Consider the following 17,186-nt stretch of genomic DNA (forward strand, 5'->3'; position numbering starts at 1 on the left):
ACGCATGGCGTTGCGTTCGGCGGCCCGGCTGGCCGGGTCCACCCCGTGCGCCGCCGCGCCGACGCTGCGCAAACTCGGCTGGACCGACCTGGCCACCGCGGCGGAGGCGATCACCAGCCCGGCCAAGGTCCGCCTACTGACGGCCAAGTTGGGTGAGCACACGGCGCGCGGCGAGAAGGTGCTGGTGTTCACCGCGTTCCGGCAGACCGTGGACGCCGTGGCCGCGGCCACGCGGGCCGCCGGGATCGACGCGGCCATCTACCACGGCAGTCTCCGGCGCGCGGACAAGGAACTCGCCATCGGTTCCTTCCGGGACTCCAAACCGGTGCTGCTGTCCACCGAGTCCGCCGGCGAGGGCCGCAACCTCCAGTTCTGCCACGTGATGATCAACCTCGACCTGCCGTGGAACCCCATGCAGATCGAGCAGCGCCTCGGCCGGCTGCACCGGATCGGCCAGACCCACGACGTGCTCCTGACCAACCTGGCCTGCCGGGGCACCATCGAGGAACGAATCCTGCACGTTCTCGAAAACAAGATCAACATGTTCGAGCTGGTCGTCGGCGAACTCGACATGATTCTCGGCCGGATCGACGAGGACTTCGACTTCGAGCAGGCCGTCTTCGACGCGTTCACCGCCAGCGAGGACGGCGATGCCTTCGCCCGGCGCATGGACGAGTTGGGCGACGACCTCGCCGCCGCCCGCGCCGGTTACCTTGCCGACCGGGGCACCGTTGACGCCCTGGTAGGGGAGGATGACGCGTGAACCCGGCGTTCGCCTTCTGGCTGGACTATGTGGACTCCCAGGGCGGCCTGTGGGAACGGTCCGGCGACGCCGTTCTCGCGGTGCTGCCCGAACGACTCGCCGCCGCTCACGACCTGCCGGAGTCGGCATTGATCACCGACGACCCGGACATCTCCCGTGAGGACGGCGTGCTGTTCTTCGGCGCCGGTCACCCGGAGATCAGCCGGGCCGCCGAGTCGGTCATCAGCACCGGAGACGTCGGCGCGCTCACCCTGCCCCGTCGCGGTCAGCCGTTGTCCACCGAGGACCTACTGGCCAGGATCCGCGACCTTGTCGCCGTCGACCACGGCCGGATCGACGCCACCGGCGCGCCGATCCGCACCCACCGCCCGACCGTGCGCCTCGCCGCCCTGGTCACGCACACGGTGTCGGCGGAGGACCAGTTCACCGAGGTCGCCGAATGCCTGGTCGACGTCCCCAGCCGGATCGACTGGCCGGAGGAGACCGCCACCACGTTGCGCCAAGCGATGACAGCCGACGTCACACCCGGCAGAGCACTGCCAACCGACATGATCACCCCGGCACTGGCCGCCGCTCACCAGGTGCTCGACGCGACCGCGGCGGCACGTGGCCGAATCCTGGCCGCCGGCACGGACGCCGAACGTGACGCCGAGCTGACCAGAGCCCGCGAGTACTACGCCGCGGCACTGGCCACCATCGACAAGCGCCGCGCCGACGCCGACCCACGACGCACCGCGCTTCTGGACGCCCGAACCGAGGCGACGACCGCCGAACGCGACCGGCGAATGGCCGAGATCACCGAGAAGTACCGGCACCAGCACGAGCTGCGCCCCTACCGCCTCCACCTGCTCGACGTACCCGTGTGGCGGCTGGACACCGACGTCCGCCGCGGCGACCGCCGCTGGCCGATGACCTTCGACTATCTGCCGCTGACCGGCACACTCGCTCCCACCCGCTGCCCCGCCTGCGCCGCACACGCACCGCTGGTGGCCACCAAGACCGGCCTGCGCTGCACCACCTGCGTCCCATCGAAGCCCGACGCACCCGCACCCCCCACCGCGACGAAGTCACCGAAGGACGACCGCCGCACGCACCCCGAGCAACCGAAGCCCCGGCCAACACCGCCGGCACCGAAGAAGCCCGCACCGGCCGCGCCACCACCGGCCAAGAAGCCGGCACCCGCCGGCCCCGTCCTGCCGCGGAAGGCCGAGGAGCGGAAGGTCGCGGACTTCTGGCAGTCGGTGGCCAGCGGTGAGCGCCGCAAACTCGCGCGCCTCATCGCGCCTGACTCACCACTTGCCGCGCTGACCCGTGTGTACGGCCCGGCAGGCCCGGCGTTCGGGATCGGGGTGCCCGCCGGCGAGACCCCGGTGAGCTTCACCTGCCACAACTATGACGAGCCCGTGGCCGGGCAGCGCGGCGGCACCGCCGGCGTCCTGCAGACCGGTCACGGCCAGTACCAGTACCTGCTGCTGTGGTCACGGGACCGGCTGCTCGAGGAGATCCTGCCCTACTCGATGCCCTGGCACCTGGGCGCGGTCGCCAGGTTCCGAAGCGGATCGGTCACCCAGGCACCACCACCGCACGGGAATCTCGACCAGGTCGCCGCACTGCTGCTCACCAACACCACCCAGCGCCACGGCCTGACCTTCACCGCCCGCGCCCTGGCCGCCTGGTGGCGCCTACCCGACCCCGACGACTTGCTCGCCCAGTTCTCACCGCCCGTACTCGCCGCCGCCGTCGACCGGGCCGTCCGCTACTGGTCCCGTGCCGCGCAGGTCACCTACCCGGAGGTCGCCGAGGCGTTCCGCGCCGACCAGACCGCCATCCGCAAGGCGACCCCGATCCTGCAGAAACGCCTGCAGCTCAGCGACACCACCAACTGGTAGCGAGGACCGCGGATCCCATCCGCGTGACGCCGAACCCGCGCGCCCAACTCGCCCGACAGGGAAGCATCGTCACGATCAGCCGCCGACGGCCACCCAGGTGAACACCTAACCGGACAGCACACACTTCACCTCGACGGGCGACACCGCCGAGCTCGCGGAACTGCTCGCGTTCGTCGCCGACTGGCTGCGCCACGACCGGTGCCGGCTGGAACCGTCGTTGCTCAACTTCGTCGGCAGCGCCGGCTACGGCGCCGAAACGCTGCGCACCCGACCTTGCCGGCTTCTGCTTTCTCCTCGGGACGACGGCACATATCTATTCGGGCAGGACCAGCCATGGAAATGCGGCGCCATTCCCGTATCAGTCCGGGGCAGTCATGATCCACACCGGTTCCGTGGCCCAAAACAACATCGTCAGCGGATTAGGCTCTCCGGCACGCGCAGATCCTCGTGATCGTAGAGCGCGCTCACGGCTGCGGTATTGTCGCCGGCCCACACATCGGCGAGGTCGTCGAGCAAGGCGTCATAGCCCGCGCCGGTCTCCTCTGCGTAGGCATCGGTCATGCGCCCCCACTCGTCCCACGGAAGGGTTTCGACCTTTGTTCAACGCGGCGAGATCCTTCACAACGTTGCCTCGGATTTCGGCCGGACCCCAGTCCTGGGTTCCGTGGACGCCGAACTGGGCTGCGTCGACCTCGCCACGTCGGTAGGCACTCCACGCCTCGCCGCCGGTGAGGAATTCTCCTGGGCGCAGGTCTTGCGGGTGGCGCAGCACGGTCTGCCCGAGGATCTCCGAGTCGATGCGGATCCAGCGCGAACTGTTCGTGGCGAACGCGACGATCCCCCACGTCTCGGGGAGCACGTTCTTTCGGAGGCAGCGCTCCACACGCGTGGCGACCCTGTCGTCACGTTCCGGAGGTGTCATGGTGATGTGGAGGCACGTTAGTGTGAATGTTTTCGAGTGGGCGGTTGATATTGGTTCTGTCGGGGCATTCGCAAGACCTTGCCACAGTTAGTTCTTTGAGAGGTGAACCAGGATGTCCTTTGTGCGTGGTCTTGTCCCCGCTCTGGCCGTCACGGTTGTTTTCGGCAGTGTGCTTGCCCCGACTACGGCGGCAGCAGAGCCTGACCGGCCGTGTGGGCACAACGAGGTGTGTTTCTATACATCGCCCGACGGGGAGGGAAAATCACATTGGTTGTTCAATCCACCGGCGGGGCGCTGCTTCGACATCCCGCCCGCGGCATCGGTGCGGAACCATCTGTCGGGGCGGGTGCGGGTGTTCACCGATCGGATGTGCCGTGGCGGTCAGGGGTGGCGGGACGTCGATGCTGGAGAAATGGTGAATCTCGACTTCGCGTCGCATAGTTTCCGCCGGCTCTGACGCGGGGTGCCTCCGGTCCGCCCCGATCCACCAGTAGTGGCTCGGGCGGACCGGAGGCGCGGTCATTCGCGAGGCCAGGTGTCGAGTGAGGTCAGGAAGGTGAGGCTGGGGGCGAAGAAGTTCTCCGCGCCACGAAGAGTCACCCAGTCGCCGATCCGGATGTTCGGCAGGGTTTCCTGCGAGCCGTAGGCAGCGGGCCAGGGCTGAGGCAATGCGGGATTATCCCGGTCGAGTTGGCCGTCGGGTTTGCGGGCGAGTTGACCGATCACGGGGTCCAGACCCGCGGCCTTCTTCCGAAAGTTGTTGTTGTTGGCCCAGGTTTTCTGCATGAACTCGAACTGGTCGGTGATGCTGGCCTGCGCGCAGATGAACAGCAGGCCGACGTCATCGCTCTCCCGAGGGTTCAGGGTGGGTTCGCCGTAGCTGACGCCGCGGCGGATGATGCGCTCGCCTCGTTCTTTCTCGATCTGCTCCTTCTTCTCGTCAGTGGTCTTGGCGAAAATCTTAGTCTCGCCGCGGGGATTGGTCTTGCGGATGTGAGCGGGGAACGGGCAGCGGAGCCCGTCCGGGTCGTTGTCGTAGTCGAAGTTGTTCTCGAGACTGCGGGTGGTGGCGAACCCATGCAGTACGAGCGGTGTGCCGTCCGGGAAGCGGCCCATGATGTAGGCGTCGGCGAGGTCTCGGTAGTAGGCGGGGATCTCGCTGATGCCGTCGCTGTTGACCGCCCACTTGGCTAGGGCGCGGGCGAGTTTGTCCCGGTCCTGTTTGAACTTGGCGACGTCCTGCCGCAGTTTCCGAAAGACGATGTAAGAGCCGTAGCAGCCAGCGGCGCCGGGGTCGGCGATCAACGCCAGACCGAGCGGTGCGCTGGGGTCGTGCTTCACCGCGCCGGGTGCGCCGCCGAAGTCGCCGACATGCTCTCGGATGTCCTTGGCAAAGAACAACGGATCGCTGATGCCGTCGAGAGAGCCGAAGTGCTCGCGGGGCGGCCCGTCGAGTGATCGGGTGCCATCCCGGTTGAGTCGCATTGCCCGACCGATCTCGGTATGTGTGACGGTTCCGATCCCGCTGAGGGACCCGCGGATCTCGCCCACTTCCTTGTCCACGGAGGACTTACTGTCGTTGGCAACGATCACGAGAGCATGGGGCGGCTCGTGGTACTCGTGCTGCCAGTTCTCGACGAGTGGGTCGTGCAACTCGCCGATCCGGGCTTGTGCACCGCAGCAGAAGGCATCGTCGTTCGGCATCGCATTGGTGAGGCCGAGGTGCCTGTAGCCTTCGGCGGACAGGAACGCGGTGATGAATACGTTGCTCTTACCGCGGATTTTCGCGAGTTCCTGATCGATCTTCTGCGGATCGGACAACTTTTCGGCCTCGGCGAACTCCTTGGCGCGGCGGCGAGCGTCCTCCCACTGCTGCCACGCCGAGGTGACCTTGCCGCCGATCCGGCACAGCCAGGCCCTGGCCTTGGGGCCTGCTTTGTCGTTGAACCGGATGAACAGGAGGCACTGGTAGTCGCGACCGTTGCTCTTGAGGATGTTGCCCTGCGTGGTGCGCAGGAGTTTCTTCAGCTCCTCGTCCGCGGTGGCGGGATCAATCGCCGTGCGTTCGAGCAGCGTGTCGGTCGTGCGCGTGGGTTTGGTTTTCGTCGTAGTGGGAGGCATCGTCGTCCTCGTCGTGCGGTGTGATTTGTGGGCCAGTGGGGACCAGCGCGCCTCATGGGTTCACTTCACGCGGACGATCTCGCCCGGTGAGGGCACGCCGAGGTTGTCGAGCACGACCAGCTGGTAGTCACCGGGTGGTGTGGTGGAGAGGTCCGGTGCCATGGTGACGTGCACTGTCCAGGTGTCGCCGCTGTCGTAGTAGCCCTTGGCTTCCAGCCACACGAACCGCTGGTCGGTGTCGTAGCCGTGGGTGACCGCGCCCAAACGGATCAGCGCGACCCTGGCGTTGTCGAGGTCCTCGCCCATCACCCGCAGCTGGAATTCCTCCTTGGGCGACAGGTAGCGGATCTGTCGGTCTGACAACGGCTCGATGGTCGGACGCGGGCCGCGCCACAGGTAGCCGGGCAGGAACCGCTCGGCGTCGGTGCGGGTCCGGAACCACAGCTTCGGGTGGAAAGTCGGGTCGAGGTCCGGTTTTTCCTCGGCGAACCCGCCGGTGCTGCCGGTCTTGAGCACCGATCCGTCGGGTAGCAGCAGCGCAACCGAGTGGTATCGACGGGTGGTGTGGGCCTTCGCGGCCGGGCGGAACACACCGGCCACCGGATCATACAGCTCGGCGTCGTAGACGAACTGGAGGTTCTGATCGGAAAACCCCTTCTGTGCTCCACCGCTGACGAGCACGGTGCCGTCGGCGAGCAGGGTGGCGTCGCACAGGTAACGGGGACGCAGCATCGGCACCGTCTTCCACGTGGCCTGTGCACCCCCGGATGTGGGCGTGACGGTGAAGATCTCGGCGGTCGTCGCGCTGTCAGTGGCTGTGCAGCGCATTCTGCACTTGTCGTTCTCGGCTTGGCCACCCGGGACCAGGACGGAGAAGCTAGTGGCGCCAACGGTGATGGGCAGCAGGACGGGCGACCCGTACCACGGGTAACTTCGGGAGCCCTCGCTGCTCATGCTGTAGAAGCGGGTCTGCGATGGCAGCGGCGCGCTCCTGTCGGCGCGGAGGTCGAAAATCCACCCCCGGGTGCATTCGACCATGACCACCATGGTGCCGTTCGCGCCGTTGGGCAGCGGGAACACACCGGGATAGGTGGCGAGTTTGCCGGCCTTGACGCGATCGTCGGTAGGGTCTACCACTCCCTCCGGCACCATGGGGTTGTTGTTCTGGTCGCGGATGTCGGACTTTCTGGCCCCGAGTAGTTTGTTCTCTTTGGTGAGCCGCGGGGTGGTGGGGGGCAGGGTCGGGGAAGGGTCGTAGAGCAGGTAGGTCTCGTTGATCTTCTGCCAGAAATCGGTCTCATGCCAGAAGCAGTCCCATGAACCGGTCGTGATGAGCATGCGTCCGTCAGGCATTCCCGTTACGCTCGGGTACCACCGCCCCCTTCCCTTGAGTTCCAGGGAAAGTTTCGTCCAAGTACCCTCGCCGTAGGTGTGCAGCAGGCGCCCGTTCCCGTTGTGGTCCCCAAAGATGTGACCACCGACGACGAGCACCGACCCGTCGTACTGGTGCGCCAGCCCGCTGCAAAACAGGTTCCTTTCCGGGGTGTTCGCCGTGTCGCGGACCTCGAGGTCGGTCAGGTCAAGTACGCGTGCCTCGAAGTGGACGACGTCGTGGGCATCCCACTGCCAGCGCTCGGCGCGTTCGGGGTCATCCGCCCGCCAGTCGGGGTTCTGCAGCGGCTTCCCGGACCTGTCACGTTCGCGGGGCGGGGAGTACATCAGCACCTCCGCGCCCTTGTTGTCCTTCTTGCGTACCAGCGCGGCGTGCACGGCCACCACCCCGAGGTCGAGCGCCTTGCCATCGGCTCCGGTCAGGGGACGCCACTGACCGCCAATCGGCTCGATCCACACGTCGACGGTCACGGTCTTGGCAGGGTCCGGGAGGTGGCTGATGTGGATCTGGTCGGCTGCTTGTTGTGGCTCGCCCACGTCGCGGGGGAATACCCAAAGTGTGGTCGGTGTGGTCGACAGGTTCACTGTGAGGGCTGGTGATCGGGCCCCGTCACGGCTGGTGCTGAAGTCGACCCGGTTGTGGGTCACCTGCAAGGTCACCGCAGTGGCTTTTCCGGTCGTGCTGAGCAGCAACTGACCTGCCGGGGCGTCTCGCTTGTCCGGGTCGGAGTCATCGATACGCAGGGACATCCGCTTCCGAGGCCCACGCAGGAAGTCCTCGCTGGACACGTCGATGGCCAATGGGTCCGGTTGGCCGACGGTAGTCGTCGTGGGCTCGGCGCGGGCCGGAGACGGTGCGGCGGCGACGATGGCCGCCCCGCCCACGGCGAGGCCGCTGGCGAGCAGGGCACGGCGCCGCAGCAAGGGAGCGTCCGGGGCGGTGTTGACGGGTCTGGGCATGGAACCTCCTGAACTGGTCACGACGGGGTGTTCCCCACGGCGGCGTGCCGGGGGTCAAGGAGTCACCGGCGGTTCGCGGCCAGAGAGCGCAACCCGGCGAGGCTAGGGGCGAAGAAGTACTCGGCACCTCGCAGGGTCACCCAGGGACCGAGGCGCGGGCAGCTGAACAACTGGTTCTCGTCACAACCGTACCGACTGGGCCACTTTTGGGTTGGGGCGTGCGGGCCATCGAAACGCCGTGGGCCGATCATGGAATCAGGCCCGGTATCGGTCACCGGAAAGCCGGGATCGTTGGCCCATATGATCGTCTGGGTGTGGAACCCGTTGCCGATGTTGCTCTGCGCGCAGAGGAAGAGCAGCCCTACGTCCTCATCGGGGCCAGGGTCAAGCGTGACCTTGCCATAGCTGTAACCACGGCGGACGACCCGGTTCTCCCGATCCTCCGCGTCGCCGCGAGGATTGGTCTTGCGGATATGCGCCGCGTGGGGGCAGCGCACGCCGTCGTCGCCGTCGTAGTCGAACGCTTCCACCGCCCCGAGCCCAGGCTCCTTCTGACAAGTCACGGGGGTGCCGTCGGGGAACCGACCGACCAGGTAGGCACCGGCGAGTTGCTCGAAGTCACGGGCGGCACCGCCCCCACGTCGTGCCAGTTCACTCGCCAGCCGGGTGCGGTCGGCCCGGAACGCCGCCACGTCTTGACGCAGCTTGCGGAACACGAAGTAACTGCCATAGCCGTAGGGGTCACCGTGCGGGTCCTTGGCCAGCACCAAGCGGAGTTGCGCGCTCGGGTCGAAACTGCTCTGCCCTTTCGGCCAGCGACGAGCTCCGGTGACGTCCTTGGCGAAGAACAGGGGTTGGCTGATCCCGTCTCGAAAACCGAAGTGCTCGCGGACCTCCCCGTTGGGATCCCACCGGCCCTCTTTGTCCAGTCGCATGGCCGTGCCCTGTTCGCGGTGTGCCACCGTGCAGTAAGGCGTCAGATCTGCCTCGATGTCGGCCACTGACGTGGCGAGCTCGTCCGCGTCGTCGTGCGCCACCAGAAGCAGCGCATCCAGGTCCAGGCCGCTCCGGTACTCCTCCTGCCAGGTCGCCGGGTTCGGGTCCCGTAGGCATTTCACGGTATCCGGGTACCTGGCACCACGCCTGAAGGCGCTGTCGTCGGGTTGGTCGGCCTCCGCCACACCCAACGCACGGTAGCCGCTCGCGGACACCAACAACGTCACGAATTCGGTGCCGGCTGCCCGCACCCGTGCGATTTCCCGGGCCCGCTCGGTCTCGGAACCAGCTTCGGCCTCGGCCATCCGCGTGGCCCGCTCCCGCGACTCCTCCCACTGCACCTTCGCCGACCCAACCCGAGCTGTGATCGCTGCCAGGCACTTGTGCGCGTTGTCCGTGCCCTTGTCGAATCGAAGAAACACAAAGGTGCAGTGGTCGCGACCGTGGCTTTTGAGGATGTTCCCCTGAAGGCACTCGAACGCCGACATCAGTTCCGATGACATCCTGTCCGGATCCAGACAGGACTCACTCAAGATTGTTGCAGCGGACGGCTTTATGGTTCCCACAGTCCTTCAAGCTACCGCCACGACACCACGAATTGCCGCACGCTAAGCAGTTTCACTATAAAGAGGTGCGCCCGTCACCTACCGTATTATCGACATCGGCGAGTTCCACCTTTCGCGGTTCCCAGAAGTAGACGCGGACGCATCTACCGCAGCGCTGGGTGAGAACGGTGCACATGCAACCGCACACGCAACCATCGCGGTAGGCGCCCCTCAGGACAGACCAGCGAGGCCTGATCTTGTTTGTTTGACCAGTTTGGTGCCCAGACGTGGACCCGGTTGATCATGGGTGAAGCCCTTGGCTGATCATTCCTTCTTGCGACAGTAGGAAGATCGACCAAGGGCTTCAGTTGATTAGTGTGCACGACGCCGGCGCGACTGGTGTACTCGGGGACCTGTCCCGGTTCCGTCAGGAGTTCTACCAGTGTGTGGCCGCGCGGGCGGACGCGTTGTTTGAGTTGGGCGACGCGGTGTTGTGTATCGACGGGCCGGTCACGTCGCTGGTTGGGCTTTCGCTCGCTGTGGAGCATCGGCGTGGGCACGACGCTTTGTATGACAGTCTGAACGAGAGCCGGATCGACATCGATCGGTTCCGCAATGTTTTTGCCCGCCAGCGGATTCCGCGTGGCGACGACGATCGCATCGTGCTGGAGATCGATGTCAGCAACTGGCTGCGGCCCGACGCAAACACCAGCCCGGAGCGGCTATTCCGCCACACCTAGGCGCGCGGCAAGGGCCAAGCCCCGGATGATCCCCGGCTGGCCTTACTCGTCTCGGCGTTGGAGCCGGGTCGTTCCTCGTGGACAGCGATCCTGGACGCCCAGCGGCTGGGTCCCGAGGACGAGCACACCGCCGTCGCTGTCGCCCAGTTGCGCGCGGTCGTAGAACAGCTCATTGCGGCCGGGCACGCACTCCGCAAGGGCCTCTGCCGCCGGCAGTCCCAGCCGTCAACGAGCTGAGCCCCGAGTTGCCCGCCACGCATGGCGGCGGCTGTCGGCCGGCGCGGGTGCGTATGGCCCCCGCGACTACGACTGTGCACGGGTACCGATCCGCACCGACTGGCGGCCGGGGCGCGGACAACGGCTGCTGGCCCGATGCAGAATCAGCGACCCCGCCAAGATCGCCTACTACCTCTGCTACGCCCCGCCGCTCCCGCTTGCACCACCTGGTCTGGATCGCCGAATCACGCTGGCGGATCGAGGAATGCTTCCAACAAGCCAAGAACGAAGCGATCTCGATCACTACCAGGTTCGGATCTGGCGGCATTGGTATGCCCACATCACCCTCGCGATGCTCGCCACATCTGGCTCACCATCACCCGAGCCGTTGCCGCAAAAGGGGAACCGGCGCAAGCGAGCCAAGCATGATCGACTTAACGTTACCTAAGATCCGAAGCTTGCTGAACAAGCTGGTCCTGCGCATCCGCGACACCGCCGAACACGTCTGGGCCTGGCCACCCTGGCGCCGCCGACGACAACAGCAAGCCAAACTCAGCCATTAGCCTGACCACTACCGGGGCCGACATGAACGTCGCCCAAGCCGAGCCCGCACCCGGTTTGTTGATCTTCCTTGACTGTCCGCTCGCCGTCGAGGAGGACCCAGGGAGCACCCGACAGACCAGGTGGACGACCAGAACGATCACCAACGAGTGTCCGGCAAACACAAACCGCAGGTCAGTGGCGAGACTGTCCTGCGGTCTGGTGGTACGCCGCCAGGGACTCGAACCCCGAACCCGCTGGTTAAGAGTGGGCCCAGGCACGTTTCAGGTAATGTCGAATGATATCGCGAGATGTCGTTTCGGCACGTCATGTCCGCTGGCCCAGTTCGGGCTGTATCGCCTGGTGTCGGGTGGTGCCAGTCCTCTCGGGCGCGTCTCGGGCACGCGAATGCCGGGATCTGTCGGTCCGTCCAGGCGCGGTGAGCAGGTGTTTGCGATGACCGAGTTATGTGTCGATCAAGCGCGTTTGACGAGCCGCGATCTCCGCACAATCTCCGCGTGAAGTGATCGGGTCGAGCGGTACGTCTGGGTGTAGCACGCTGTTCGGCGGTCCTCGTTCACGTTGTGTGGCCGGTTACAGGCGGATCTCTGGTGGGAAGCTGCTCGCCGCGGCGGCGATCGCCACGGCGATGGCTTCGTGGTAGGCGGCGTTGGGTACGCCGCCGGTCAGGTAGGCGGGGTCGATCTGGTTGGGGTGTGCGGGGTCGCGGACGGCGGCGGCGATATCGATCACCTCGTCGGCGCCGTAGTCGGTGTAGTTGGCGATCAGGTCGGTGTTGAAGAGCTTCCGTTCCTGCTCTCGGGGGTCGGTGTCGGCGAGTCCGAGTGGCGGGATGGTCGTGACGATGACGTGGACCAGCGTGCCGTCGGTGCGCCGGTTCGCCCTGATGTCGATCAACGGGTTGGCCAGGTAGTCGCCGATCACCTCGTTGGCGCCGAGGCTGACGATCACGGTGCGCAGCGCCGGCTGGTTCAGCACGGTGCGGTCGAGGGACTCGTTCGCCCAGCCGGTGGCGACCGCGCCGCCGCCGGGTTGGTCGCCGGGAACCGGGCTGCCGTTGTACAGGACGCTGACGTCGTACTCGCCGATGGCGGTCTGGTATGCGCGGATGTCGGACACCGAGCCGTTCAGGAACGCGCTGGCAGCGCCGCCGCTCTTACCACGGCCGATGGCCAGCGGACCGCTGCTCGGCCAGGGAGTGGAGTGGGTCTCCATGTCCTGCCACCGGCCGTCGACGAAGAGGTGGGCGAGTTTGTTCGGCGCGTCGTAGATGCCGAGGAGGTGTGTCCACGCCCCCGTTCGTGCCGGGGCTTCGGAGAGCACCCGGACGGGCGGTGCGCCGTTCACGGATGTCGTTGGCAGGGTGAACGACCACTTGTTGTCCGCGGTACCGGTGTACTGCAGGGCGAAGGCGTTGTTGGTGGCGCCGTCCTGGCTGACGACGGTTTGCGGTCCGGTGCTGGTGGCGTTGAGTTTCACCCAGGCGGATACGGTGAAGCTCGCCGTGGTGTCCAGTACCGGGCCGGCCGTGGTCAGGCAGCCGGTGCTGCCGTTGAGAGCGACTGCCCCGCCGCGTTCGGTGCTCCAGGTCGCCCCACTGGTCAACGTCGTGTTGGTCGAGCCGGAGCTGTCGCGGGCGGTGGTCCCGGTCCCGTCGTCGAGGCGCCAGTGCCCCGAGGGTCGCAGTCCTGCTCTGCTGGCGTTGACCAGCCCGCCGGACAGCGGTACCCCGGCATCCGCGAGCTTGCCCGGCAGCGCGTCAACCCAGGTGGGCTGGTATGTGGTCCCCGGTGGGGCGATCGCGCTGAGCTGATCGCCGAAGACGGCCACGGTGCCCTGCGCGGTGTCCGCCGTGGACACCATGACGTCGGTCAGGAAGCGGATCCCGGTCAGACGGGTGGTGAACGGGGTCCCGGTGGCGTTGGTCGTGGCGTTCCCGGCAGCCAGGAACGCGGGGCTGGTCGGGTAGGAGTGCACCGGGGTGACCGGCGTCGCGGAGGTCACGTTCATGCTCACCGTGAGATTGCCGCTGCCGCCCTGGGTCGTCGGGAACGGCACGGGGTCGCTCAGCACCTCGGCCCCGGCCGCGATGGTGACCGCGGCGTTGCCGCCGAACGTGAGCGCTGTCGGGGTGCCGAGCGTCGCGGCGTCGGTGCCGGCCTGTGCGGCCAGGGTGACCGCGCCGAAGGTGACCGGCGTACCGGAGCCGTGGTTGCCCAGCCTGACGCGGATCGAGTCGCCGGTCACGGTCGGGTGAACGACCGAACGCAGGGTCTGGTTGGCACCCGTGCCGCTGGCCGGTGGTACGGCGGCGTCGACCGGCGCGGTCCAGGCGCCGACCCATCCCGGGGTTGCCGGGCGCGGCGCGATGGCGAACACGTGCTGTGCATCCGCGCAGCCGCCGGGCAGCAGGTCCGAGCCGAAGTTGGGGAGCGTGATCGACGCGACCGTCTTGGTCGGGTCGGCCGGGGCGAACACGGCCTGGAGTCTCGTAGCGATGGCGCGGTTGGGTGTGGTGCCCTCGTTGCGGTAGGGGAGTACCACGTCCACGTCGGGAGTGGGCTCCGTCGTGTCCGACCAGTCCGGTCCGAAGAGGAGTGAAGAGTCCTGCGTGGTGTTGTCGGTGTAGTTGATGGTCGCGATGCCCCAGGTCGGGGCGCCGCCACAGGTGGTGCTGACGGTCGCGACGAGCAGGCCGACCGCGGTCGCCTTGACCCGCTGCGCGTTCGGGAAGGGGATCGTCTGGCCGATGGCGATCACGTTGTCCATGCCGTTCGAGCGTGGGGCAGGCATGGTGAAGGTGGCGCCGTTGATGGTGGCGGTGGCACCTGGCGCGTAGCCGGCCGCGGCCAGCGCCTGCGCCGACAGGGAGGCGCCGTGGGAGTCGAGGTCGGCGGCGGTGGTGTTGTCCGAGCCGATGCCGTCGTTGTTCATCGCCGTGGTGAAGTCGGTCGCCGTCACGTTGTTGATCGGGACCGCGTTGAGGAGATCGATCCCGGCGGCGTACCGCGGGGAGACCGAACTCGCGTTGGTGCCGGTGACCTTGATCGTGAGCGTGTGCTTGCCGGCGCTGAGGTGGCCGCCACCCAGGGTTAGGTACTCGGTGCCGGTCCCACTCGCCTGATAACCGTCCCAGGTGTCGCCGTTGAGCAGGGCATGGCCGTCGAGTGCGAACGTGAGGCGCCCGCTGCCGCTGGTCTTGGTCAGGTTGGCGCCGAGGGCGTAGTCGGCGTCGATGGGCACCGAGAAGTCCAGGCCGAACGAGGTGTTCACGCGATCCGCCGCGAAACGCAGTTGGGCGCCGTTCGACCAGATGACTGTCGGATCGCTGTTGGTCTGCGGCGCGAGCGGCACGTTCTGCCCGGCCGGCTGGCTCTTGGTGACGACGCTGGGATCTTCCGCCTCGTACTGGGAGGTCCGGATGAGGTCGAGGAAGTCGATGCTCGCGCTGTACCGGGTGTCGGTGCTGGCTGGGTTGGTCCCGACCACGGTCACGGTGAACGTGTGGCGACCGGCGGCCAGCTGCCGGTTACCGAGCGGGTGGTAGGAACTGATCGTGCGTGGGTTGTAGGCGTCGAACCGACCAGGCGGTTGTCCCGGCGACGGGTTCCCGATGAGCTGCCCGTCGATGCGGAACTCGAGCTGCCCCTGTCCCGGGTTCTTGGTCAACCCGACGCCCATCCGGTAGTAACTGTCGCCCGCGGTCTGAAAGGCGAGGGTGAACGACTGCCCGACCGCGTTCCCCGGGAACCCCAACTCGGCACCACCCGACCACGAGACGTCACAGCAGTTGCCGATGGGCCGCGGCACGACGTTTTGCCCCGCCGGTACCGAGGCCGGCAGTGCCTCGGCCTCGAGCCTCTGCATGCCGAGGCCGGTGTTGGGCGCCACGTAGAACGCGTACGAGGACTCCGGGGACAGGTTGTGCGCCCTGTCGAAGCTCCTGATGTGCATGGTGTGCCGGCCCGGTGACAGACCGCCGGGTACGGGGATCCAGTCCGTACCCGTTGCGGCGTGCGGGATCCAGCCGCCCGTGGTGCTGCTGCGGTGGTAGTTGCAGTCGGCGGTGTTCGGCACGACCTCGGTGCCGGAGCCGGCGAATGTGTAGGTGTAGCCGACCACGTCGGAGACGGTCGTGCTCACCTGGATGGCGCCCGGCGCGCCGCTGGGCGCGCCCCAGTACTCGGACGGGTAGTCGGTGCTGGTGATCGCGGGCGCGCTGGCGGGTGAGATCGTGTCGACCCAGAACGGGTACCAGTTGGACCAGGGCCCGCTCCACAGGTTCCGGTTGCCCGGGTTGGGATAGGTGGGGAACTGATTTGGCCCGGTCGGCCAGAGGTTGTAGACGCCGGTGCGGAACTTGTAGAGACCGTCGCCGAGGCTGACGGGGCTGCGCCACTGCCCGGTGGCGCCGTTGCTGATCACGTCGGACGAGGGGTCGGCGGTGTTGGTCTTCTTCGTCGTCTCCGCGTAGTCCCAGATCTCGTGCGCGAGGGCGAGTGCGAGTGCCGGGTTGTTGTTGTCGGTCGCGTTGGCACGGAGGGTGGGCTGGGCGTCCGGTGTCACGGTCACGCCGTCGCACTTGACCTCGTTTGACACCCCCACGGCCGTCGCCGGGTTGGGCGGGAAGCTGTACTCCACCTCGAGCTTCGGGTTGTTGTCGAACTTCTTCCACTGCAGGGGTGCGTTCTCGTTCGGTGCGTTCAGCCCGAGCACGAGGTTCCCCCAGGAGCCGTCCGAGGCGTGTCGCACCGCGGTCCACACGTCGAACACCAGCCCGGCGTTCGGGCAGGTGTTCCCGGCGTTGGAGTACTGGGTGTTGAGCAGGCCGCCGAGCGGTCCCGGCCAGCGGGTGCCGGCGTCGATGGCGCCGGCTTCGCGGATTTCGGTCGGCTGCCCCTGTCCCGCCCCGCAATTCCCGTGGTCCGCGCTCCAGAGCTGGGTGATGAAGAACTGTGCGCGCCAGATCGCGGGATACCGGCCGTTGCGCGGCCACACCGCGCTGATGTCGAACTGGAAATAGGAACGGGCCACGAATTTAGTACCGCATTCCGGCCAATCGCAGTCGCCGACCTGCGCGAACTGGTCCGAATCGTCGAAATAGTGCCAGCCGTTGCTGGTGACCTCGGTCCAGTGCTGCTTCCACACGCCGAATCCCGGGTCGATGTAGAGCGGGTAGGTGACATTCGGTCCGCGCAGTGCCCCGGTGTCCGGGACGAGGGTGAGTTCCGTCGTGGAGGTGGCCGCGTCCGAACGGCCAGCGGCCAGTTCGACACCGACGCGGCTGACGCGCCCGGTGCTCCGGTCGTCGGCCGTCGGTGGCGGTGCCTGCGGGTTTCCCCTGGCGGAGTCCCACATCACCGCCGCGGGTGCGGCGAAGACCTCCGTGCCGTCCGGGGCGGTGGCCGTCAACCCACCGTCGGCGCGGGCCGCCAGTTCCACGCCCGTGCCCGCGGCGGTCAATCCGATGCGATCGAGTTCCGGCTGGGCGGCGGCCGCGGCGTCGTGGACGACGAGGACCTGGCTGTAGCTGTCGGACTTGGCGGTGAGTCGCAGGTCAACGCCGGGAAGTACGCCCGGGTAGTTCGCGGTGTCGCCGTCGACGGTGGGCGCGGGCAGCGGTCGCGGCCAGGACAGGGTGAGTGTCCGGCCGCTCTGCCGCAGGGTCACCATCGGTGCCGTGCCACCGCCGGAGAACGCCACGTCCACGGTGGTCGCGGCCGGCTTGAGACTGCCGTCGGGCGTGCGGGTGAGCCTGGTGTCGATGTCCCGCCAGGCGCCGTCCCGCTTGACCCGCACGGGACGCCGGTAGGTCCGCAGGACGAGGTTGCCGTCCGGGTTGGCGAGCACCTGGCTGGTCTCGGTGGTCCGGTCGGGGACCGCGACGGGATGTCCGGTCTCCCGAGCCTGCCGCACCGCCTCGACCTCGGGCGTCTTCGGTGGTTGACCACCTGCGGGCGACGAGACGACCGGCTGCGGAACAGCGTTCGCGACCGGGAAATCGACTGTTCCGATCAACGCGATTGCGACAAACGGCAGCACGAGATATCGGCGCATTAAAAAATCCCCAGTATGCAGCCT

Annotated in this window: 9 protein-coding genes and 1 pseudogene; 5 read left to right on the plus strand and 5 right to left on the minus strand. The window is 67.2% G+C overall.

Annotated features, from left to right (window positions below; all coding sequences use genetic code 11):
* A partial coding sequence (locus tag ACJ73U_RS12175; RefSeq protein WP_407777683.1) for a helicase-related protein occupies positions 1 to 763 on the plus strand: 763 nt, incomplete at its 5' end.
* Positions 760 to 2,652: a hypothetical protein gene (locus ACJ73U_RS12180; RefSeq protein WP_407777684.1), complete on the plus strand. Its 1,893-nt coding sequence runs from the start codon at positions 760 to 762 to the stop codon at positions 2,650 to 2,652. The genes ACJ73U_RS12175 and ACJ73U_RS12180, both read left to right, overlap by 4 nt.
* A 411-nt stretch (positions 2,653 to 3,063) precedes the next feature.
* Here the strand turns inward: ACJ73U_RS12180 and ACJ73U_RS12185 are convergent, their stop codons facing one another.
* Entirely contained in the window at positions 3,064 to 3,213 is a 150-nt protein-coding gene (locus ACJ73U_RS12185; protein ID WP_407777685.1) for a hypothetical protein, read from the minus strand.
* Between the two features lie 473 nt (positions 3,214 to 3,686).
* On the opposite strand from ACJ73U_RS12185, the gene ACJ73U_RS12190 reads away from it, so the two are divergent.
* Positions 3,687 to 4,031, plus strand: coding sequence for a peptidase inhibitor family I36 protein (locus ACJ73U_RS12190; protein WP_407777686.1), 345 nt, complete (start codon positions 3,687 to 3,689; stop codon positions 4,029 to 4,031).
* Between the two features lie 62 nt (positions 4,032 to 4,093).
* Here the strand turns inward: ACJ73U_RS12190 and ACJ73U_RS12195 are convergent, their stop codons facing one another.
* The 3 genes from ACJ73U_RS12195 to ACJ73U_RS12205 all read right to left on the minus strand — a co-directional run bounded on the left by ACJ73U_RS12195 (position 4,094) and on the right by ACJ73U_RS12205 (position 9,546).
* Entirely contained in the window at positions 4,094 to 5,695 is a 1,602-nt protein-coding gene (locus ACJ73U_RS12195; protein ID WP_407777687.1) for a Dyp-type peroxidase, read from the minus strand.
* 60 nt (positions 5,696 to 5,755) lie between these two features.
* Positions 5,756 to 8,011 (minus strand): galactose oxidase-like domain-containing protein, encoded by a 2,256-nt coding sequence (locus tag ACJ73U_RS12200; RefSeq protein ID WP_407777688.1) that lies wholly within the window; start codon positions 8,009 to 8,011, stop codon positions 5,756 to 5,758.
* Between the two features lie 98 nt (positions 8,012 to 8,109).
* Entirely contained in the window at positions 8,110 to 9,546 is a 1,437-nt protein-coding gene (locus tag ACJ73U_RS12205; protein WP_407777689.1) for a Dyp-type peroxidase, read from the minus strand.
* A gap of 419 nt (positions 9,547 to 9,965) precedes the next feature.
* Between ACJ73U_RS12205 and ACJ73U_RS12210 the strand changes: the two genes are divergently transcribed.
* On the plus strand, positions 9,966 to 10,328 hold the full coding sequence (locus ACJ73U_RS12210) for a transposase (protein WP_407777690.1): 363 nt from the start codon (positions 9,966 to 9,968) through the stop codon (positions 10,326 to 10,328).
* Positions 10,329 to 10,587: 259 nt separating this feature from the next.
* Positions 10,588 to 10,973 (plus strand): annotated as a pseudogene (locus tag ACJ73U_RS12215) (IS701 family transposase); the annotation flags it as partial.
* A gap of 705 nt (positions 10,974 to 11,678) precedes the next feature.
* On the opposite strand, the gene ACJ73U_RS12220 reads toward ACJ73U_RS12215, so the two are convergent.
* On the minus strand, positions 11,679 to 17,021 hold the full coding sequence (locus tag ACJ73U_RS12220) for a LamG-like jellyroll fold domain-containing protein (protein WP_407777691.1): 5,343 nt from the start codon (positions 17,019 to 17,021) through the stop codon (positions 11,679 to 11,681).
* Positions 17,022 to 17,186: the final 165 nt, after the last annotated feature.

Origin of the sequence: Actinophytocola sp., assembly GCF_045807065.1 — a bacterium.
GTDB lineage: Bacteria > Actinomycetota > Actinomycetes > Mycobacteriales > Pseudonocardiaceae > Actinophytocola.